The 17,910-nt window shown below is 70.3% G+C and carries 17 protein-coding genes; 14 read left to right on the top strand and 3 right to left on the bottom strand.

Annotated features, from left to right (window positions below; translation table 11 throughout):
- Positions 1-45: 45 nt before the first annotated feature.
- Positions 46-729, top strand: a complete 684-nt coding sequence (locus BK819_RS04205) for a Pr6Pr family membrane protein (protein ID WP_071327989.1) — start codon at positions 46-48, stop codon at positions 727-729.
- A gap of 79 nt (positions 730-808) precedes the next feature.
- Here BK819_RS04205 and BK819_RS04210 read toward each other — a convergent pair whose 3' ends face one another.
- Positions 809-2,170 (bottom strand): NAD(P)-binding domain-containing protein, encoded by a 1,362-nt coding sequence (locus BK819_RS04210; RefSeq protein WP_083391648.1) that lies wholly within the window; start codon positions 2,168-2,170, stop codon positions 809-811.
- A gap of 214 nt (positions 2,171-2,384) precedes the next feature.
- Between BK819_RS04210 and BK819_RS04215 the strand changes: the two genes are divergently transcribed.
- From BK819_RS04215 to BK819_RS04260, 10 genes are all read left to right on the top strand, one after another.
- A complete protein-coding gene (locus BK819_RS04215) occupies positions 2,385-3,317 on the top strand; it encodes a DMT family transporter (protein WP_071327991.1) in 933 nt (310 codons plus the stop codon).
- Positions 3,318-3,424: 107 nt separating this feature from the next.
- A complete protein-coding gene (locus BK819_RS04220) occupies positions 3,425-4,504 on the top strand; it encodes a MoxR family ATPase (protein WP_177173784.1) in 1,080 nt (359 codons plus the stop codon).
- A gap of 31 nt (positions 4,505-4,535) precedes the next feature.
- On the top strand, positions 4,536-5,423 hold the full coding sequence (locus BK819_RS04225) for a DUF58 domain-containing protein (protein ID WP_071327992.1): 888 nt from the start codon (positions 4,536-4,538) through the stop codon (positions 5,421-5,423).
- Complete coding sequence (locus tag BK819_RS04230; RefSeq protein WP_071327993.1) at positions 5,410-5,898, top strand: hypothetical protein; 489 nt, start codon at positions 5,410-5,412, stop codon at positions 5,896-5,898. Before BK819_RS04225 ends, BK819_RS04230 begins: the two co-directional genes overlap by 14 nt.
- The gene (locus BK819_RS04235) at positions 5,889-6,875 is read left to right on the top strand and encodes a VWA domain-containing protein (protein WP_256209366.1); all 987 of its coding nucleotides are present in this window, start codon (positions 5,889-5,891) and stop codon (positions 6,873-6,875) included. The genes BK819_RS04230 and BK819_RS04235 overlap by 10 nt, the downstream gene beginning before the upstream one ends.
- Positions 6,872-7,924, top strand: a complete 1,053-nt coding sequence (locus BK819_RS04240) for a VWA domain-containing protein (protein ID WP_071327995.1) — start codon at positions 6,872-6,874, stop codon at positions 7,922-7,924. Before BK819_RS04235 ends, BK819_RS04240 begins: the two co-directional genes overlap by 4 nt.
- A 215-nt stretch (positions 7,925-8,139) precedes the next feature.
- On the top strand, positions 8,140-11,682 hold the full coding sequence (locus tag BK819_RS04245; protein WP_256209367.1) for a PKD domain-containing protein: 3,543 nt from the start codon (positions 8,140-8,142) through the stop codon (positions 11,680-11,682).
- A gap of 130 nt (positions 11,683-11,812) precedes the next feature.
- Positions 11,813-12,565 carry a hypothetical protein gene (locus BK819_RS04250; protein WP_256209368.1) on the top strand — a complete coding sequence of 251 codons (753 nt, stop codon included), beginning with the start codon at positions 11,813-11,815 and terminating at the stop codon, positions 12,563-12,565.
- Positions 12,562-13,662, top strand: a complete 1,101-nt coding sequence (locus BK819_RS04255) for a DUF4064 domain-containing protein (protein WP_256209369.1) — start codon at positions 12,562-12,564, stop codon at positions 13,660-13,662. The genes BK819_RS04250 and BK819_RS04255 overlap by 4 nt, the downstream gene beginning before the upstream one ends.
- Positions 13,663-13,814: 152 nt before the next feature.
- Entirely contained in the window at positions 13,815-14,222 is a 408-nt protein-coding gene (locus tag BK819_RS04260; protein ID WP_071327998.1) for a pyridoxamine 5'-phosphate oxidase family protein, read from the top strand.
- Between the two features lie 22 nt (positions 14,223-14,244).
- Here BK819_RS04260 and BK819_RS04265 read toward each other — a convergent pair whose 3' ends face one another.
- Complete coding sequence (locus BK819_RS04265) at positions 14,245-14,952, bottom strand: ZIP family metal transporter (protein ID WP_071327999.1); 708 nt, start codon at positions 14,950-14,952, stop codon at positions 14,245-14,247.
- Between the two features lie 79 nt (positions 14,953-15,031).
- Between BK819_RS04265 and BK819_RS04270 the strand changes: the two genes are divergently transcribed.
- From BK819_RS04270 to argG, 3 genes are read left to right on the top strand one after another with little or no spacing between them, the layout of a single operon-like run.
- A complete protein-coding gene (locus BK819_RS04270) occupies positions 15,032-15,265 on the top strand; it encodes an AbrB/MazE/SpoVT family DNA-binding domain-containing protein (RefSeq protein ID WP_256209370.1) in 234 nt (77 codons plus the stop codon).
- On the top strand, positions 15,228-15,665 hold the full coding sequence (locus BK819_RS04275; RefSeq protein WP_256209371.1) for a PIN domain-containing protein: 438 nt from the start codon (positions 15,228-15,230) through the stop codon (positions 15,663-15,665). The genes BK819_RS04270 and BK819_RS04275 overlap by 38 nt, the downstream gene beginning before the upstream one ends.
- 42 nt (positions 15,666-15,707) lie before the next feature.
- A complete protein-coding gene (argG, locus tag BK819_RS04280; RefSeq protein WP_071328001.1) occupies positions 15,708-17,153 on the top strand; it encodes an argininosuccinate synthase in 1,446 nt (481 codons plus the stop codon).
- A 50-nt stretch (positions 17,154-17,203) separates the two neighbouring features.
- Here the strand turns inward: argG and BK819_RS04285 are convergent, their stop codons facing one another.
- Positions 17,204-17,908, bottom strand: a complete 705-nt coding sequence (locus BK819_RS04285) for a GntR family transcriptional regulator (protein ID WP_177173785.1) — start codon at positions 17,906-17,908, stop codon at positions 17,204-17,206.
- Between the last annotated feature and the right edge of the window lie 2 nt (positions 17,909-17,910).

Raw genomic sequence — 17,910 nt, forward strand, 5'->3', positions numbered from 1 at the left:
GGAGGGCGCGGTTCCCATCCCGCTACAGTGTCGACGGAGGTGGCGATGACGCGGTGGTGGCCCTACATCCGACTCGCGGCGGCGGCGCTCGCGGTGGCGGCGATCGTGGCGCAGCTCGTGCGCACGCTGGAGATCGCCCTCGCCGCGGACACCGCGTGGGGCGCGCACCTGCCCACCGTGTTCGCAAACTTCTTCAGCTTCTTCACGATCCTCTCCAACGTGCTGGCCGCGGTGGTGCTGGCCGTCGGCGGGATCTGGGCGCTGACGCACCGCGACGCGAGAGTCGAGCCGACGTGGCTGGCGACACTCCTCGTGTGCGCGAGCACCTACATGATCGTCACGGGCGTCGTCTACAACACGCTGCTCCGCGGGATCGCGCTGCCGCAGGGAGCCACGGTCGCCTGGTCGAACGAGGTGCTGCACGTCGTCATCCCGCTCGTCCTGCTCGCCGACGTGCTGTTCGCGCCGCGTCGTCGCGCACTCAGCTGGGGCACTGTGGGGATCGCCGCGATCTTCCCCATCGTGTGGGTGATCTACACGCTGCTCCGCGCGAACCTCGTGACCGCACCCGCGACCGGCAACCCCTGGTGGTACCCCTACCCCTTCCTCGATCCCGCGCTGAACGGCGGCTACGGCGGCGTCGCGCTCTGGGTCCTCCTCATCGCCGCGATCATCCTCGCCGCTGCCGCGCTCGTCGTGGGGATCGGGCGGCGTCGGGCCCGGCTGTGACCCACCCCTTCCCGTGCGCCCCACCCCCTTGCGAACGTACGAAAAGGGGTGGGACGGCCGGAAGGGGGTGGGTCGGCGATCAGACGAGGAGCGCGTCGGCCTCGAGGTAGCGCTCGAGAGAGTCGTCGAGCTCGTCCAGCCACGGGGTGTGGTGTGCGGCGGCGAGCGTCCCGGTCATGACCGAGGGGTACACGCGGTCGCGGTAGCCCATGATGTCGGCCTTCTTGTCGTGTTTCCATGCGAGGAAGATCTCCACGACGCGATCGAGGTCGAACGCCGGATAGTCGGTGCACTCCAGCAGGTCGCGGATGTAGTCGGCCTGGAAGCGGATCTCCGTCGCCGCCGAGTCGATCTCCGCGAACCGCTTCCGCCACGTGGCGATGGACGCGGCACGCTCACCCGCGTCTGGCAGGGCGATGCGGCCGAGGATGACGTCGCGCACGAACCACGCCTGCGCGTCGAACATGTTGAACGTGAACCACTGGTCCTGCGCGCCGAGGTAGGCGAGGCGCGGGTTGCCCTGCCAGAGCACGCCCCGGTACAGCCCGTCGGGGTAGACGTTGTTCGGCGAGGACAGGGCGAGCTCCGCGGGCAGGAACGGGTACTTGTGCAGGTAGCCGGTGCAGAGGATGACCGCGTCGACCTCCTTCGAGGTGCCGTCGGCGAAGTGCACGGTGCGGCCCTCGAAGCGCTCGACGCACGGACGCTCCTCGAAGCCCTCCGGCCAGTCGTAGCCCATCGGCGCGGTCCGGTAGCTCGCGGTGACCGAGCGGGCGCCCATCTTGAAGGCCTGGCTGCCGATGTCCTCCGCCGAGTAGCTCGACCCGATCACGAGCACGTCCCGCCCGGCGAGGGCCTCCGCGCCCCGGAAGTCGTGCGCGTGGGCGACGGATCCGGGGAAGGTCTCGATGCCGTCGAAGTGCGGCACGTTCGGGAAGGAGAAGTGCCCGCTGGCCACGACGACCCGGTCGAACTCCTCCGTGGTCGTGCGTCCGGTCGGCAGGTGCTCGCTGGTGAGACGGAAAACCTCACGGTCCTCGTCGAACTCCACCCAGCGCACCGCGGTCTCGAAGCGGATGAGGTCGCGCACCTGCGTCTTCGCGAGACGCCCGGCGATGTAGTCCCACAGCACCGGACGCGGCGGGTACGACGAGATCGGCCGTCCGAAGTGCTCGTCGAAGGTGTAGTCGGCGAACTCCAGGGCCTCCTTCGGGCCGTTCGACCACAGGTTGCGGTACATGCTGGAGTGCACGGGCTCGCCGTACTCGTCCAGCCCGGTGCGCCAGGTGTAGTTCCACTGGCCGCCCCAGTCGGCCTGCTTCTCGAAGCAGACCAGTTCGGGGATCTCCGCCCCCGCGCGGGCCGCGGACTCGAAGGCCCGCAGCTGCGCCATCCCCGAGGGGCCGGCGCCGATGATCGCTACTCGTTCACTGTTCGTCACGTATCGTCCTCAAACTCTTCCGTCATGTATCGGGCGCAGCCGTATCCGGGAGAGGAGGACAGTTCTTCCCCGGTGGGAGCGGAACGCTCGACCTGCCCGGACAGTGGCTGCTCTTCGACGTTAGCAGCGCCCCGCGGCGACGCTGGCGGGAATGCGACGACGGCTGTCGCTTCCGCGCATCGCCGATGTCGGCGGCCGGTGCCAGGATCGGACGGTGCGACAGGACATCAGGGCATCGGAGCGGCTCGACCCGCAGGGCTCGCCGGCGCGATCGCGCGGCGCCCTGGTCCTGCTCGCGGCCGCGGTGACGGTGGTGCTCTGGGCCTCGGCCTTCATCGGGATCCGGGGCGCGGGGCCGCACTACGACCCCGGGGCCTTGGCGCTGCTGCGCATGGCCGTGGGCACCCTCGTGCTGACGATCATTGCGCTGCGGCACGGCATCCGGCTCCCGGAGCGCCGCCACTGGCTGCTGATCGCCGCGTGGGGTGTCGGATGGTTCTGCGTCTACAACCTGGCCCTCAACAGCGCCGAACGGACCCTCGACGCCGGGACCGCCGCGATGGTCGTCAACCTGGCGCCGCTCATGGTCGTCGTCTTCAGCGGTCTCTTCCTCCGGGAGGGATTCCCCCGCCCCCTCGTGATCGGCGCCCCCATCGCCTTCCTCGGGGTGGTCCTCATCGGCATGAACTCCACCAGCAGCACCGGCCCCGACCTCACGGGCCTCCTGCTGGCCCTTCTCGCCGCGGTCATGTACGCGGGGTGCACCCTGCTGCAGAAGCACCTGCTCACCTCGGGGGTCGACGCCACCACGCTGACCTGGCTCGGGGCGGCCGCCGGCACGATCGCGCTGCTTCCCTGGCTCGGCGCGTTGATCGCCGACGTGCAGACGGCGCCCCTCGACGCGACGCTGTGGGTGGTCTACCTCGGCATCTTCCCCACCGCCATCGCCTTCACCACCTGGGCGTACGTGCTGCAGCGCAGCTCCGCGGGGAAGACCTCCGCGACGACATACGTGGTCCCGGCCCTCGCGATCCTCCTGTCGTGGCTGATCCTCGGGGAGGTGCCCACCCCGCTCATGTTCGTGGGTGGCGCGCTGTGCCTGCTCGGCGTGCTCATCACGCGCATGCGCGGGCGGCGCTCGCGCTGAGCGCGCCGCCCGCGCGGGTCGAGGTCGGTCCGCGCGGATGCGATTACGCTGGTCGGCGGAGGGGCGCGCCGTGCGGGCCCGCGTGTGACCGAGGGAGACGAAGACCGATGACCGACGCCGACGCGCAGACCCCGCCGACGATCTCCGCGCCCCCGCCGCCCCCCGCGTCCGGCGCGCCGATCGCCGCCGCGGCCCCCGCCGCCGCTCCGACCGACGCCGAGATGGCGCGCGCCGGTGCCGTGCTGCAGACGATCTCCGACGCCTACTCCGCCAAGATGGTGGGCCAGGAACGTCTGCGCACCAGCCTGCTCGTGGCGCTCATCGCCGGCGGCCACATCCTCCTGGAGAGCGTGCCCGGCCTCGCCAAGACCACCGCCGCCAGCACGCTCGCCGACACCGTGAAGGCGAAGTTCAAGCGCATCCAGTGCACGCCCGACCTCCTGCCGAGCGACATCACGGGCAACCAGATCTACGACGCCGCGACGGGCAGCTTCCGCACGGTGCTCGGTCCCGTGCATGCGAACTTCGTGCTGCTCGACGAGATCAACCGCTCCAGCGCCAAGACCCAGAGCGCCATGCTCGAGGCGATGCAGGAGCACCAGACCACCATCGGCGGCGAGATCCACCCGCTGCCGAAGCCGTTCCTCGTGATCGCGACGCAGAACCCCATCGAGCAGGAGGGCACCTACGAGCTGCCCGAGGCGCAGATGGACCGGTTCCTCCTCAAGGAGATCGTGGAGTACCCGAGCCCGGCGGAGGAGTTCGAGATCCTCAGCCGCATCGACTCGGGCGTGCTCGACCCCGACCGGCACGTGCACAGCGCCGTCACGCTGGACGACGTGCACCTGCTGCAGGACGTCGCGAGCCGCATCTACGTCGACCCCGCGATCCGCAACTACATCGTGTCGATCGCGTATGTGACCCGGAATCCCGCGCCGTACATCGGGGACGAGCGCGCCCGCTTCATCAAGTACGGCGCGAGCCCTCGGGCCAGCATCGCCTTCCTCCAGGCCTCCCGCGCCCTCGCCCTCCTCAGCGGCCGGACCCACGTCCTCCCCGAGGACATCCGCGCCCTGCGCCACCTCGTGCTGCGACACCGCGTGCTGCTGACGTTCGAGGCCGACGCCGAGGGCATCCGCAGCGAGGAGATCATCGACCAGATCTTCGCCGCCGTGCCCACCCCCTGACCCGTCGACACGTCCAGGGATCCCGCGCCCGATGCCCAGCCTCATCACGCAGGTGAAGAGCAAGCTCTTCATCCACTCGAACCGCAAGTCGCTGCACGCGCTCGACGGCGCCTACGCGTCGTTGCTGCACGGGCGGAGCCTCGACTTCGAGGACCTGCGCAAGTACGAGTACGGCGACCAGGTGCGCGACATCGACTGGCGCGCGACGGCCCGCCTCGGCATGCCGTTGGTCAAGCGGTCACGGGCCACGCGTATGCACACGGTGATGTTCGTCGTCGACACGGGACGCTCGATGACCGCTCTCGCCGCGGACGAGCGCTCGAAGAAGGACCTGGCGATCCTGGCGACCGGAGCACTCGGGGTGCTGACACTCCGGCACGGCGACGACTTCACGGTCGTCTACGGCGACGCCTCCCGCGTCCGCCGGCTGGCGCCGGGGCGCAGCGAAGGGGCCCTCGAACACGCGCTGCGGACGATCGACCGCGCGGTCGACGACGCGGCGGCCCCCAGCGATCGGGACGCCCTGCTGTCCTTCGTCACGCGGACGATCGCCCGGCGCATGATCGTCGTCGTGCTCACCGACGAGGCCCCCGTCACCACCGAGACAGAGCGCCTGCTGCGCCGCCTGCGCGTGCAGCACGACGTGCTCTGGCTCACCCTGCGCGACGCCGAACCGGTGCTCGACCACCGTTCCGCCCGGCTGCGCGCCGACGTCGACAGTCTCTGGGAGGTCCCCGATTTCATCCAGGGCGACCGCACGATCGTGAACGAGCTCCGTGCGCAGCGGGCGGCCGACGCCGCCCGGCTCGCCGATCTGCTCACACGGATGGAGATCAGTCACGCCGCGCTCGACGGTCAGGACGACGCTGTTCCGCAGCTTCTGCACCTGTTGAACCGGAGGTCCGATGCCCGGTTCTGACGAGCTCTACCCGCCCGCGCAGTACGGGTGGGGATGGATGCTGCTCGCGCTCGGCATCCTGGCCCTGCTGATCGTCGGTGCGTGGCTGCTGTTCCGGCTCACGCGCCCCCGCACCGCCGCCTCCGGAGCGTCCTCGGATGCCGGTCAGCCGTCCACGCTCGACGTGCTGTCCGCTCTGCGCTCGGAGTACCTCGACCGCATCGACCGCGTCGAGCACGACTACCGGGACCGCCGTCTCTCCGCGCGGCAGGCGAACCTGGAGCTGAGCCGCGTCGTGCGCACGTTCGTCAATGAGTACAGCGGCCTGGAAGCGCCGGTGCTCGCCCTCGACGACCTCGTCTCCCGCGGCGTGCACCCGGCGCTCATCGACGCGATGGGCCGCCACTACTATCCGAGCATCTTCCGGCAGGGACCCGCCATCGATCCGGTCGCCGGCGCCGAAGCCGCCAGGACGGTGGTGCGCGCGTGGCACTAGCGAACGTCTGGATGCTGGTCCTGGCTGCGGCGGTCGTCATCGTCGCGGTGGCGATCGGCCTCGCGGTCGGCCTGCGCCGTCATCGGGACCGGCGCGCGGCGGATACCGCTCGCGTGGCCAGGGCGGAGCGGCTGCGAGCGCTGCCGTCCTTCCGCCAGGCGCTGTCCCGTCGCGCCGTCGCTCTGACCGGCGTGCTCGCCCTCGGGGCGGTTGCCGCGCTGGCGGCCGGCGTCGTGGCCGCGCGTCCGATGTCCGCCCAGACGATCCAACCCGTCGACACGAGCCGCGACATCATGCTCTGCCTGGACGTGTCGGGTTCGATGTCGGAGGTCGACGTCGAGGTGCTCTCGGTGTTCGACGAGCTGCTCGACGGCTTCGAGGGCGAGCGCATCGGCCTGACGATCTTCAACAGCTCCCCCGTGCAGATCTTCCCCCTCACCGACGACTACGATTTCATCCGCGAACACCTGGCGAGCATGATGTCGAGCTTCGACTACGTGGACGAGATCCCGGAGCACTGGCTGGGCACCCTGAACGGCGACGGCGCCTCCCTCATCGGCGACGGACTCGCGGCCTGCACCATGGGCTTCGATCACCCGGACGACGACCGGTCGCGATCGGTGATCTTCGCGACGGACAACGAGATCAACGGCGCCTCGATCGTGTCGCTCGACGAGGCCGCGGCGTATGCGGCCTCGAAGGACGTGCGGGTGTTCGCGATCAATCCGGTCGAGGGCAAGGACGCCGACGTCAGCGCCGAGCTGGCCGCCGCCGCCGAGGCCACGGGAGGCGCCGCGTACGGGCTCCGCGACACGACGACGGTCGGGGACATCATCGACGAGGTCCAGAAGCAGGAGGCCACGGCGCTGCGCGGCGAGGCGCAGGTGGTCTGGACGGACACCCCGAACCTGTGGATCGCCGTCCTGTCGGTCCTCGCGCTCGGCTTCGTCGTGCTGGTCTGGAGGGTGCGCCTGTGATCTTCCAGCCCGTGCTCCCTGTACTCCTCATCCTGCTGCTGTGCGCCGGCGTCGCCGGCGTGGCCGTCTGGATGCTCGTCCGCGCTCCGCGGGCCGGGGGCGAGGTCGTGACCGACCGACGTGCTCTCGCCGTACATCGGTCCCTCTGGGCGCTGCGCCTCGTGATGGTGCTCGCCTGCGCCGTGATGCTGCTGCGGCCGGGGCTGCCCGGAGGCTCCACGCAGACCCTGGCGACCGACACCGACATCGTGCTCGTCGTCGACACCACCGCGAGCATCGTGGCCGAGGACTGGGACGACGGCTCTCCCCGCCTCGACGGTGTGCGCGCCGACGCGCGCGCGCTCGTAGAGGAGTACCCCGGCGCCCGCTTCGCCCTCCTCACCTCGGATGCGGCAGCCCAGCTGCGGATCCCGCTGACCACCGACACCACCGCCCTGCTCGGCTCACTCGACGTGCTGCGCCCCGAGGTCACGAGCCAGTCGCGCGGCAGCTCGATCGGCGTGGCCGCTCCGCTGCTGAGCGAGACCCTCGCCGCGGCGGCGGAGTCGTCGCCGGACCGTTCGCGCATGGTCTTCTACTTCGGCGACGGCGAGCAGACCACGGGGTCCACCCCGGAGTCCTTCGCCGACAGCGCACGCTACACCGACGCGGGTGCCGTCTTCGGGTACGGCACGACGGAGGGTGGTCCCATGCGCGTCACGACGGGCGGGCTCGACCAGAACGGCTCCGAGTACATCCAGTACCAGGGAGCGGACGCCCTCTCCGTCATCGACGAGGGGAACCTCGAGACGATCGCCGGGCAGCTCGGCGTCGGGTACGAGCACCGGGAGGCGGACGCCGCCCCGACCCTCCCCGCCGCACCGTCGAGCACCACCGCCTATGCCGACGCCGGCGAGGTGGGGAACGTGGTCGAGCTGTACTGGGTCGCCGCGCTGGTCGTCCTCGCCGCTCTCGGCGTGGAGCTCACCCGCGCCACGATCCTGGTCGCGCGACTCCGAGGCCTGCGCGCTCCCCGCGCGGCGCGGCCCGCTCCCCTCGACACCCCCTGACAGCGCCCGAGACCCCGGGCATCCGTGCGGGCACGGCGTGTACTCCGCGCCCGGCGATGGTATTGTGTTACCTGCCGAGGGCTTCTGTGCCTTCGGCGGGGGTTCGTCGGTACGAACCGCCGCGGTCCGAGCATCTCTGGGGGAGCTCTCGCGGTCGATCGTCCGACGATGTCGTGCCGACGTGGGGTCGGCCATGGAATGACTGGGGAACACACATGGGGAAGAGTGCTGTCTGGAAGCGCGCGCGCACGGGCGTGGCCGGAGCGATCGCGGGGGTGATGGTTGCCGCGGGCCTGGTCGCCCTCGGTGGGGGTGCCGCCGCGGCGGCGGCCGCCGACGATCCGGGGGGGCTGCCTCCGCTGTTGCAGCGGGACGAGAACGTCGTCACGTCCGATCCGATCCCGACCGTGCAGATCGACAACGGGTACGTGTGGGCGCAGACGACGATCGGGTCCATCGTGTACGCGGTCGGCAAGTTCGACAACGCCCGCGAGCCCAAGGCCGCTCCGGGGACCGCGCTGACGGCTCGCTCGAACGTGCTCGCCTACAACATCGACACGGGAGCGCTGCTGCCGTTCGCCCCGCAGGTCAACGGCGTGATCAAGGCCGTCGCCGCCTCGCCCGACGGGTCTCGCATCTACATCGGCGGCTCGTTCAACAAGGTCAACGGCAAGGACCGCTGGAACATCGCCGCGATCGACGCGAAGACCGGCGAGCTCGTCCCGGGCTTCGTCCCCTCCATCGGCGGATCCGGCGTCTACGCGCTGGCGACGTCGGGGACGACCGTCTATGCCGGCGGCCTCTTCACCCAGGCCAACGGCACGCCGCGGAAGAACCTGGCCGCGTTCGACACCACCAACGGCGCGCTCCGGCCCTGGGCCCCGAAGACCGACCTCCAGGTCGATGCCATGGTCATGGATCCGGCAGGCGAGGACACGATCATCGGCGGGCGCTTCTCGCAGGTCAACGGCAACACCGAGATGCGCGGCAGCGCCTCCGTCGACAAGACCACCGGAGCGCTGAACACCGAGTGGGAGTTTGCTAAGACGGTCAAGAACGGCGCGGGATCGGGCATCTACGCCGGCAAGGCCGGAACCTTCGGTCTCGCCACCGACGCGACCGGTGTGTACGGCACCGGCTGGGGGTACGCCGACGCGGCGACGGGCAATCTGGAAGGCACCTTCGCCGCCGAGGCCGGCACCGGAAAGGTGCGCTGGATCGCGGACTGCCTCGGCGACCATTACGGCGTCTACTCCACGGGTAAGGTCGTCTACACGACCAGCCACACGCATTCATGCGAAACTCTGGGACTCCACCCGGAGCAGGGTCCGCGCGTCCACCGGTACTCCGAGGCCTACACCGCCGATGCCAGGGGGACGCTTGCTCCGCAGCCCACGGCACCGGGCCGCAAGGACTGGGGTGGCACTCCGGCACCGTCGCCGTACGCCTGGTCGCCCGACTGGGCGGTCGGCACGACCACCGGTCTGGGCCAGGCCGGACTGTCCATCACCGGCACCGGGAACATGGTCTCCATCGGCGGCGAGTTCCGCTCGGTCAACAACGGACAGTTCGAAGGACTCGTGCGATTCTCGACGACTCCTCCCGGCGGCCCGAAGGACGGACCCCGCCTCTCCGGCGACAAGTGGGTGCCGACAGCGACTTCGCTCACCCCCGGGCGTGTGAAGGTCTCGATCCCGTCCAACTGGGACCGGGACGACCTCACGCTCACCTATGAACTGCGCCGCGAAGGCTCCACCGCGCCGCTGTTCACCACGAAGGCGGACTCCACCTGGTGGAACCTGCCCGCCATCACCTTCGAAGACACGGCTCCGGCCGGTTCGCAGCAGAGGTACACGTTCACAGCCACGGACGGCAACGGCAACACCGTCACGAGCAAGACGGCGACCGTCACGGTGGCTGGTTCGACACCTCCGTACTCCGACGCCGTGCTCGCTGACGGACCCCAGCTGTACTACCCGTTGGGAACCGTCGCGCAGGATGTGGCAGGTACGAACAACCCCATCTTCCGCTCAGGAGCGACGCCTCAGTCATCAGGCGTGCCGAAGGGCGTGGCCGGGGCGACAGCCCTCGACGGGACAGAGACCGGACGAGTCGACACGACCACGAAAGCCGCGGCGCCGTCATCGTTCTCGGCCGAGATGTGGTTTAAGACCTCGACGACCGCGGGCGGCGTGTTGTTCGACTTCGAGAGTTCGGCCGCTGGCTTCTACTCGAGGAACTACGACCGAACCGTCTACATGTCAGACGATGGCCGCCTGAACTTCGGGGTCTACAACGACGGCACCAAAGTGCTCACGACCGCGACGGCATACAACGACAACCGCTGGCATCATGTCGTGGCGTCGGTGAGCCCCGAGGGAATGAAGCTCTTCATCGACGGGAAGCTCGACGGCCAGCTCCCTAACGTCACCAAAGCGCAGGACTTCACCGGGTTCTGGAAGATTGGCGGTGGCCGGCTGAAGGGTTGGCCGAATGCGCCGACCAAGACTCTTGCCGCCCCTGCCAACCTTGCCGGCGATGCCCACCTCGTCGGCAATGTCGATGAGTTCGCGGTCTACCCGTACGGACTGAGCGCCGCACAGGTCAAGACCCACTACGCCGTCGGCACGGGCTCCACGGCTCCGGTTGCCGCCTTCACGGCAGCCGTCACCGGGCTCGACGTCGCGTTCGACGCGAGCACCTCCGTGCCGCCGGGGACCACCACGATCTCGGACTATCGCTGGGACTTCGGCGACGGTACGACCGGTACGGGCAAGACGCCGTCGCACGCCTACGCGAAGCCCGGCACGTACGCGGTCACGCTCACGGTCACCGACAGCCAGAACCTCGTGGGATCGGTCACGAAGCAGATCGTCGTGCAGGGGGCGAACACCCTGCCCACGGCCTCGTTCACGCTCTCGGCCTCGGAGCTGACGGTGTCGGCCGACGCGTCGGCATCGACGGACGCCGACGGCACCATCCGCAGCTACCGCTGGGACTGGGGTGATGGCACGACCGGTGACGGAGCATCGGCGACGCACACGTACGCGACGGCCGGGACGCGGACCGTCACCCTCACGGTGACGGACGACATCGGCGGCTCTGCCACGACCACGCGGGAAGCCGTGGTGGCGGAACCCGCGCCGCTCGCGAGCGACGAGTTCGACCGCACGGCCGGTCCCGGCTGGGGTGAAGCCCTCACGGGCGGAGCGTGGAAGATCGCCGGCGGGTCCGCAGCCGCGGCCAGCGTCGCCGACGGCTCCGGACAGCTGAAGCTGGCCGCAGGGGGCACCCGTCACGCGACGCTGAACGCACCGTCGGTGCCGAACCCGGCGCTGGAGACGACCTTCCGCGTCGATCAGCCGTCGAGCACAGGAGGCTCCTACATCGGGGTCATCGCCCGAGACTCCTCCGCGGGTCGCTACCTCGTCCGCGCCTGGCTCCGGCCGGACGGCACGGTCTGGCTCGTGGCCCACCGCGACGGCACCGTCCTCGCGACCCGGGCACTGAACGGCGTCACGGTCACCCCGGGCACCGCCTACACGCTCAGGGCGGCCGTGACGGGGACGGACAAGGTCTCCCTCGTCGCGAAGCTCTGGGCGAGCGATGCCGCGGAGCCCGCCGACTGGCAGCTCCGAGCGACCGACACCACCCCGCTGCCGGCGGGTGGCGTGGGCCTGAGCGGCAGCCGCTCCGCGAGCGCGACCGCGCCGCTCGGCGTGGCCTTCGACACGTTCCGCGTCACGGCTGCGCAGTAACCGGACCGCACACGCGACGGACGCCGACCTCGATCAGTTGGGGTCGGCGTTCTTCGTATCGCCGTACCCGTCGCGCCCGATCGTCGCGGATAGGATGTTCAGACGCCGACGACAGGGGAGGAGGTGGGTCGTGACGCCTGCGCAGGACGACGCCGCCGCAGCCCTCCTCCGCTCGAACCGCCGTCGGCGCCTCATCCGCCGCTGGGTCGCGATCGGGACGATCCCGCTCACCCTCGCTGCGTTGCTCTTCGTGGGCAAACTGCTGAGCATGTACGCGTTCGCCCACCAGGCCATCACCGCGTACGTCATCGACGACTTCGCCGGCTCCGAGGCCTCGGCGCGCGGACAGGACGTCCTGAACTGGTTCGAACCGTACAAGGCGCCGTACAACGTCGGCACCGCACTGGCTGGTGCCGAGGAGCTCCCTGCCGCCCGCGCGGAGCTGGAGCGCTCACTCGACCTCGCGACCGGGCTCGAGGTCTGCCCGGTCCGGGTCAACCTCGCCCTCGTCATCGAGCGGATGGGCGATGCCGCCAGGGCCGAGGGAGACGGCGCCGCCGCGACGGCTCTCTACGGCGAGGCGCTGACGATCACCGTCGAGACTCCGGAGGAGTGCCACAGCGAGGAGGCGCAGCAGCAGTCTCCCGATCCCGAGCGCGACATGACGGACACCCTCGACAGCACCGAGGACCGCCTCAAGCAGAAGCAACAAGAACAGGAGCAGCAACAGCAGCCCCAGGAGCAGCAGGAGCAGCAGGAGGAGCCGCAGCCGTCCGAGGACAAGCTGCAGGACCTCCAGGACAAGCTCGAGCAGGGGACGCAGGAACGCGATCAGCAGCAGGGCGACGAACCCGGCGGCACCGGAGCGGACAAGCCGTGGTGAGCGATCGCGAGCGACAGCGCGCCCGCTATGTCGGCGGCACCGAGGGCGCCCCGCCGGTCCCGCCGCCCGGGGGGTACCGCGGCGCCCGGCGACAGCAGCCGGTCGGTCCCACGCCGCCCGTCCCCTCCCTGCTGGCGACCGAGGAGAAGAAGCCCGCGGCGAACGCCCTCGGCTGGATCGCCCTGGTGGCCGCCATCCTCTTCGTCCTGATCCTGTTCGGCACGCTCGTGGCCGGCGGCACCGACCTGCTGTACGGGGTGACGATGATCACACTGCAGCTCGTGGTGCTCGGCGTGATCGTCGCCGCGCTGTTCACCACCGGCGGGCGCCGCCTGGGCATCGTCGCCCTCGTCCTGACCGTCCTGTTCAACGTCGCGACGGTCGGGGGGCTCAGCGCGCTGCGCACCTCGGCATCCGGCAACTACGAGGGCGTGAAGACCGCGGAACAGCGACACGCGGAGGCCTACCCGGGGATCAAGGGCACGGCCCCGCAGGAGGCGCTCACCCAGCAGTCCCTGGAGGAGGTGCGCGCCGAGGCCGACGCTCTCTTCACCGACATCCGGGAGCGGCTCTCCGCCGACTTCGGGTTCACGTGGGTTCAGGTGGGCGACGAGGACCTCCGGCCGGAGCGCAACGGCTACGGCGGGGAGTCGATGCTGTCCGAGTACACGACCGCGGCCTGGGCGACCGAGCAGCCCGTGCAGGGCTATGCGCGCAAGCTCGAGGTGATGGCCGCGATCGACGAGGTCGTGGCAGCCCACGGCCTGTGGAATCTCTACTCGTTCAACGACCCCGCGAACTCCGGCATCGACCCGTCCATGATCGCCAAGCTCTACGGCAGCGACGACCCGCAGATGCAGACGACATGGGAGTACTACACGGAGAACTACCCCGACCCCTTGCGCTTCTACGCCAACATCTACGATCTGTCGAACGATGCCGACGGCGGCTTCCGCACCTCGCGGGAGGCGCAGAGTGCACGCACCGGCGAGCCGGTCGAGGGGCTCCAGCTCGTGGTCATCGCCGGCAAGGTGCTGAGCGAGGCCGACCGCGCGGAGTTCGAGGAACGACTGCAGGACTACCCCGGCTTCGAGTGACCACCCGCCCGGCGCGAGGATGACGGGACGAGCTCACCGTCGAGCTGGAGGCATGGTCGTCCTGACACCTCACCGGGTGATTCCGATCCGGTGCCCTCGATGATCTGCGGCGCCGTGGCTACACTGGCGGCACACGGGGAGGGAGTGTTCGCATGATCAACGAACTCGACGAGCAGCAGTCGTACGAGTTGCTGGCGACCACCACGGTGGGCCGCATCGGATTCGTCGACGAGGGCCTGGTGCAGATCCATCCGGTGAACTTCGTCGTCTCGGGGCACGAGCTGCTCCTGCGCGCGTCACCGGACGGCCACCTGGCGGCCCTCTCCCGCGAGTCGGCCGAGGTCGCGTTCGAGGTCGACTACCACGATCCGATCGGCGGCCTGGGCTGGAGCGTGCTGATGCACGGTGTCCTGTCGCAGGTACCCGAGGAGCACGCGGCCGCGGCGTCGGCGCGGGTGCATCCGTGGGCCGGAGAAGACCGGGATCTCCCGCTGTCGTTCCGCATCGAGCGCATCACGGGGCGCAGCGTCCGTCGCGACGCCCGCAACAGCGGCCTCTGAGCCGGCCCAGCCGCCGATCCGTTCAGGACGCGAAGGCGAGACCGGCGGCGAGCGCGAATCCGAGGACGGTCGCCAGCCCCGTGGACTCCTTCGCCTTCGACTGCGCCTCCGGGACCATCGAGTCCACCAGCATGACGAGCAGGGCGCCCGCGGCGAAACCGCTCGCCCCGGAGCGGAAGACCTCGCCGGTCACGCTGGCCAGCGCGAAGCCGGCGACGGTGGCCGCCGCGCACAGTACGGCGACTCCGGCCCACAGCAGCAGCACCCTGCTCCGTCGCATGCCACCGTCGAGCAGGTCGGCGGCGGAGCCGATGGACTCCGGGAGGTTCGAGACGAGGATGGCGACGACGAGCGCGATGCTCACCGGCTCCCCCGAGGCGAGACCGATGCCGAGGACGAGCTGTTCCGGGATCCCGTCGAGGAGGGCCCCCACCGCGAGCTGACCTCCCCCGGCCTCGCCCTTCTTCCTCGCGGCCCTGGCGTCGAGGATGCGGGCGGCGATGTAGTAGCTGAGGGCTCCGAGGGCGACGCCGGTGACGAGCGGGAGGGGACCGCCGCGGTCGAGCCCCTCCTCCCAGAGTTCGAACGCGATCGAGGCCATCAGCGCTCCGGCGCCGAACCCCAGGACGACGCCCAGCCACCGCGGCGGCCAGGTGCGCAGCATCGCGAGCACCGCGCCGACGAACAGCGGAGCCGCCGCGACGGCTCCCCACAGAATCGCTCCACCCATGTCCGACCTCCCGTGCGCCCACTCTCTCACTTCACGCAGCCGACACTCGTGCCGCCCATCCGAATGGTATTCTCTCGGCATGAAGGCAACCATGGACAAGGCAGGTCGAATCGTGATCCCTGCCACACTCCGCGAGCGTGTCGGATTGGTTCCCGGCCCGGTGGACCTCGTCCTCGACGGCAACGGCATCCGGATCGAGATCGAGGCCCCCGACAACCTCGTCGAGAAAGACGGCCGCCTCGTCGTCCGCTCTTCCGGCTCCACCCTCACACCCGATGACGTTCGCGAGCTCCGCCTTGCCGACCAGCGCTGACTTCGTCCTCGACACGAGTGCGGCGGTCGCTCTTGTCGTGGAAGACCACACGGCGCACGGCGCGGTGCAGACCTTCTGCGCCGGTGCGACCCTCGGCCTCGCCGGACACGCCTCGGCAGAGACGTACTCCGTCCTGACCCGCCTGCCACCGCCCGATCGACTGACCCCGTCGGCCGCCGCGCTCGCCATCCGCACCGCCTTTCCCCGTTCGGTGTCACTCTCGGAGCACACCGCGCTCACCGCCGTCGATGTTCTCGCCGATGCGGGGATCTCCGGCGGGGCGGTCTATGACGGCCTCGTCGGCCTCGCCGCACGGGATGCCGGTGTCCCGCTCGTCACGTGCGATCGCCGCGCGCTGGGCACCTATGCGGCGCTGGGCGTCATGACGCGGCTCGTCTGAGGCGAGACGGGACGACACGCCGCCGCCGATAGACTGGGAGCCATGTCCAAGGTCCTCCAGTCCCTGCCCGTCGGCGAGCGCGTCGGCATCGCCTTCTCCGGAGGACTCGACACCTCCGTCGCCGTCGCCTGGATGCGCGACAAGGGCGCTGTGCCCTTCACCTACACCGGCGACCTCGGGCAGTACGACGAGGACGACATCGCCTCGATCCCTGGACGCGCGCTGGAGTACGGCGCCGAGGCCTCGCGCCTCATCGACTGCAAGACGGCGCTGGTCGAGGAGGGCTTCGTCGCGCTCTCCTGCGGCGCCTTCCACATCCGCTCCGGCGGCAAGACCTACTTCAACACCACGCCGCTCGGCCGCGCGGTCACCGGGACGCTGCTCGTGCGCGCGATGCGCGAGGACGGCGTCGACATCTGGGGCGACGGCTCGACCTACAAGGGCAACGACATCGAGCGGTTCTACCGCTACGGTCTGCTCGCCAACCCCCGCCTGCGCATCTACAAGCCCTGGCTCGACGCGGACTTCGTCACCGAACTCGGCGGTCGCCAGGAGATGAGCGAGTGGCTCGTCGCGCACGGCTTCCCGTACCGCGACTCGGCCGAGAAGGCGTACTCGACGGACGCGAACATCTGGGGCGCGACCCACGAGGCGAAGACGCTCGAGCACCTCGACGTGTCGCTGGAGACCGTCGACCCGATCATGGGCGTGAAGTTCTGGGACCCGTCCGTCGACATCGAGACCGAGGACGTCTCGGTGACGTTCGAGGGCGGCCGTCCGGTCGCGATCAACGGCGTCGAATTCAGCGACCCGGTGGCCCTGGTTCAGGAGGCGAACGCGATCGGCGGGCGGCACGGCCTCGGCATGAGCGACCAGATCGAGAACCGCATCATCGAGGCGAAGTCGCGGGGGATCTACGAGGCTCCGGCCATGGCGCTGCTCTTCATCGCGTACGAGCGCCTCGTCAACGGCATCCTCAACGAGGACACCCTCGCCACGTACCACGAGCAGGGTCGCCGCCTCGGCCGCCTCATGTACGAGGGCCGCTGGCTCGAGCCGCAGTCGCTCATGCTCCGCGAGTCCATCCAGCGCTGGGTCGGCTCGACGATCTCGGGCACCGTGACGATCCGCCTGCGCCGCGGCGACGACTGGACGATCCTCGACACGGTCTCCCCGAACCTGTCATACGGGCCGGAGAAGCTGTCGATGGAGCGCGTCGGCGACGCCGCCTTCGGCCCGGTGGACCGGATCGGTCAGCTCACCATGCGCAACCTCGACATCGCCGACTCCCGCGCGCGCCTGGAGCAGTACGCGGGCCTCGGCCTCGTCGGCGGCGCGACGGGTGAGCTCGTCGGCCGGGTGACCGCCGGCGAGTCCGCCGAGATCACCGAGTCGGTGCACGGCTCGATCTCGGAGGCCGACGAGAACCTCGCGGACGCCGTCGACACCGCTTCCGAGCGCGCGGCCTTCGACTCCGGTACCGACTGAGCACGCGGGGCGGGCTCCCGGTCACCGGGCGCCCGCCCCGCGTCCGGCGATCAGGACGTCGCGGCGAGCGGACGCGCCGGCGTCACCGCGCGGTCCACGATTCCCGGCAGCACGTCGTCGAACAGGTCCATGAGGGCGACGCGCATCGCCGTGGCGTCGCGTTCGGAGAGCACGACGGCGATCCGGGCGACCGACGTACGCACATCCGTCCAGTCGAAGACGCTCCCGGCACGACGGGCGACGCACTCGAGAAGCGTCCCCAGACTCCCGACCAGCTCAGCCCGCTCCGTGTTGCCCTCGATCCGGGCGAAAGCGACGGCGAGAGCGCGCAGGCCGCCACCGAAGGCCGAGCCGTCGCGCCACCGCACCGCCAGCGCCACATCGTCGACGAGCTCGTCCAGATACGCGAGGTCGTCGGTGCGGAGCAGTGCCATCGTGCGGCGGACCGAGCCGATCCAGACGTCACCGAACAGGGCCACCACATCGCGCGCTCGGTCTCCATCGAGCGCGGTCACCCTCCGCGTGCCGTCGCGGCGCACCGCGATGAGGCCGGCGGCGGCAAGGCCGTCCAGGGCCCGGAGGACCTCTGCCGGCCCGGCACCGAAGGCTGCCGCGAGCCCGCGCTCGTCCACCCGTGTCCCCGGAGCGAGCGCGCCCGAGACGATCGCATCGGTCAGCCTGCCCTGCAGACCACCGTGCCGACCCCCCGCCAGTGCCTCGCTCCCGGCAGGCACATCGTTCTTCTTCTCGATCATGG

The sequence above is a fragment of the Microbacterium sp. LCT-H2 genome, assembly GCF_001866135.1.
Lineage (GTDB): Bacteria > Actinomycetota > Actinomycetes > Actinomycetales > Microbacteriaceae > Microbacterium.

Excerpts from the sequence above, each read along its gene's own strand:
- BK819_RS04205 (WP_071327989.1), top strand. The coding sequence starts at position 46 with ATGACGCGGTGGTGGCCCTACATCCGACTCGCGGCGGCGGCGCTCGCG.
- BK819_RS04285 (WP_177173785.1), bottom strand. The coding sequence starts at position 17,908 with ATGATCGAGAAGAAGAACGATGTGCCTGCCGGGAGCGAGGCACTGGCG.
- BK819_RS04230 (WP_071327993.1), top strand. The coding sequence starts at position 5,410 with ATGCCCGGTTCTGACGAGCTCTACCCGCCCGCGCAGTACGGGTGGGGA.
- BK819_RS04225 (WP_071327992.1), top strand. The coding sequence starts at position 4,536 with ATGCCCAGCCTCATCACGCAGGTGAAGAGCAAGCTCTTCATCCACTCG.
- BK819_RS04245 (WP_256209367.1), top strand. The coding sequence starts at position 8,140 with ATGGGGAAGAGTGCTGTCTGGAAGCGCGCGCGCACGGGCGTGGCCGGA.
- BK819_RS04275 (WP_256209371.1), top strand. The coding sequence starts at position 15,228 with ATGACGTTCGCGAGCTCCGCCTTGCCGACCAGCGCTGACTTCGTCCTC.
- BK819_RS04265 (WP_071327999.1), bottom strand. The coding sequence starts at position 14,952 with ATGGGTGGAGCGATTCTGTGGGGAGCCGTCGCGGCGGCTCCGCTGTTC.
- BK819_RS04270 (WP_256209370.1), top strand. The coding sequence starts at position 15,032 with ATGAAGGCAACCATGGACAAGGCAGGTCGAATCGTGATCCCTGCCACA.
- BK819_RS04260 (WP_071327998.1), top strand. The coding sequence starts at position 13,815 with ATGATCAACGAACTCGACGAGCAGCAGTCGTACGAGTTGCTGGCGACC.
- argG (WP_071328001.1), top strand. The coding sequence starts at position 15,708 with ATGTCCAAGGTCCTCCAGTCCCTGCCCGTCGGCGAGCGCGTCGGCATC.
- BK819_RS04220 (WP_177173784.1), top strand. The coding sequence starts at position 3,425 with ATGACCGACGCCGACGCGCAGACCCCGCCGACGATCTCCGCGCCCCCG.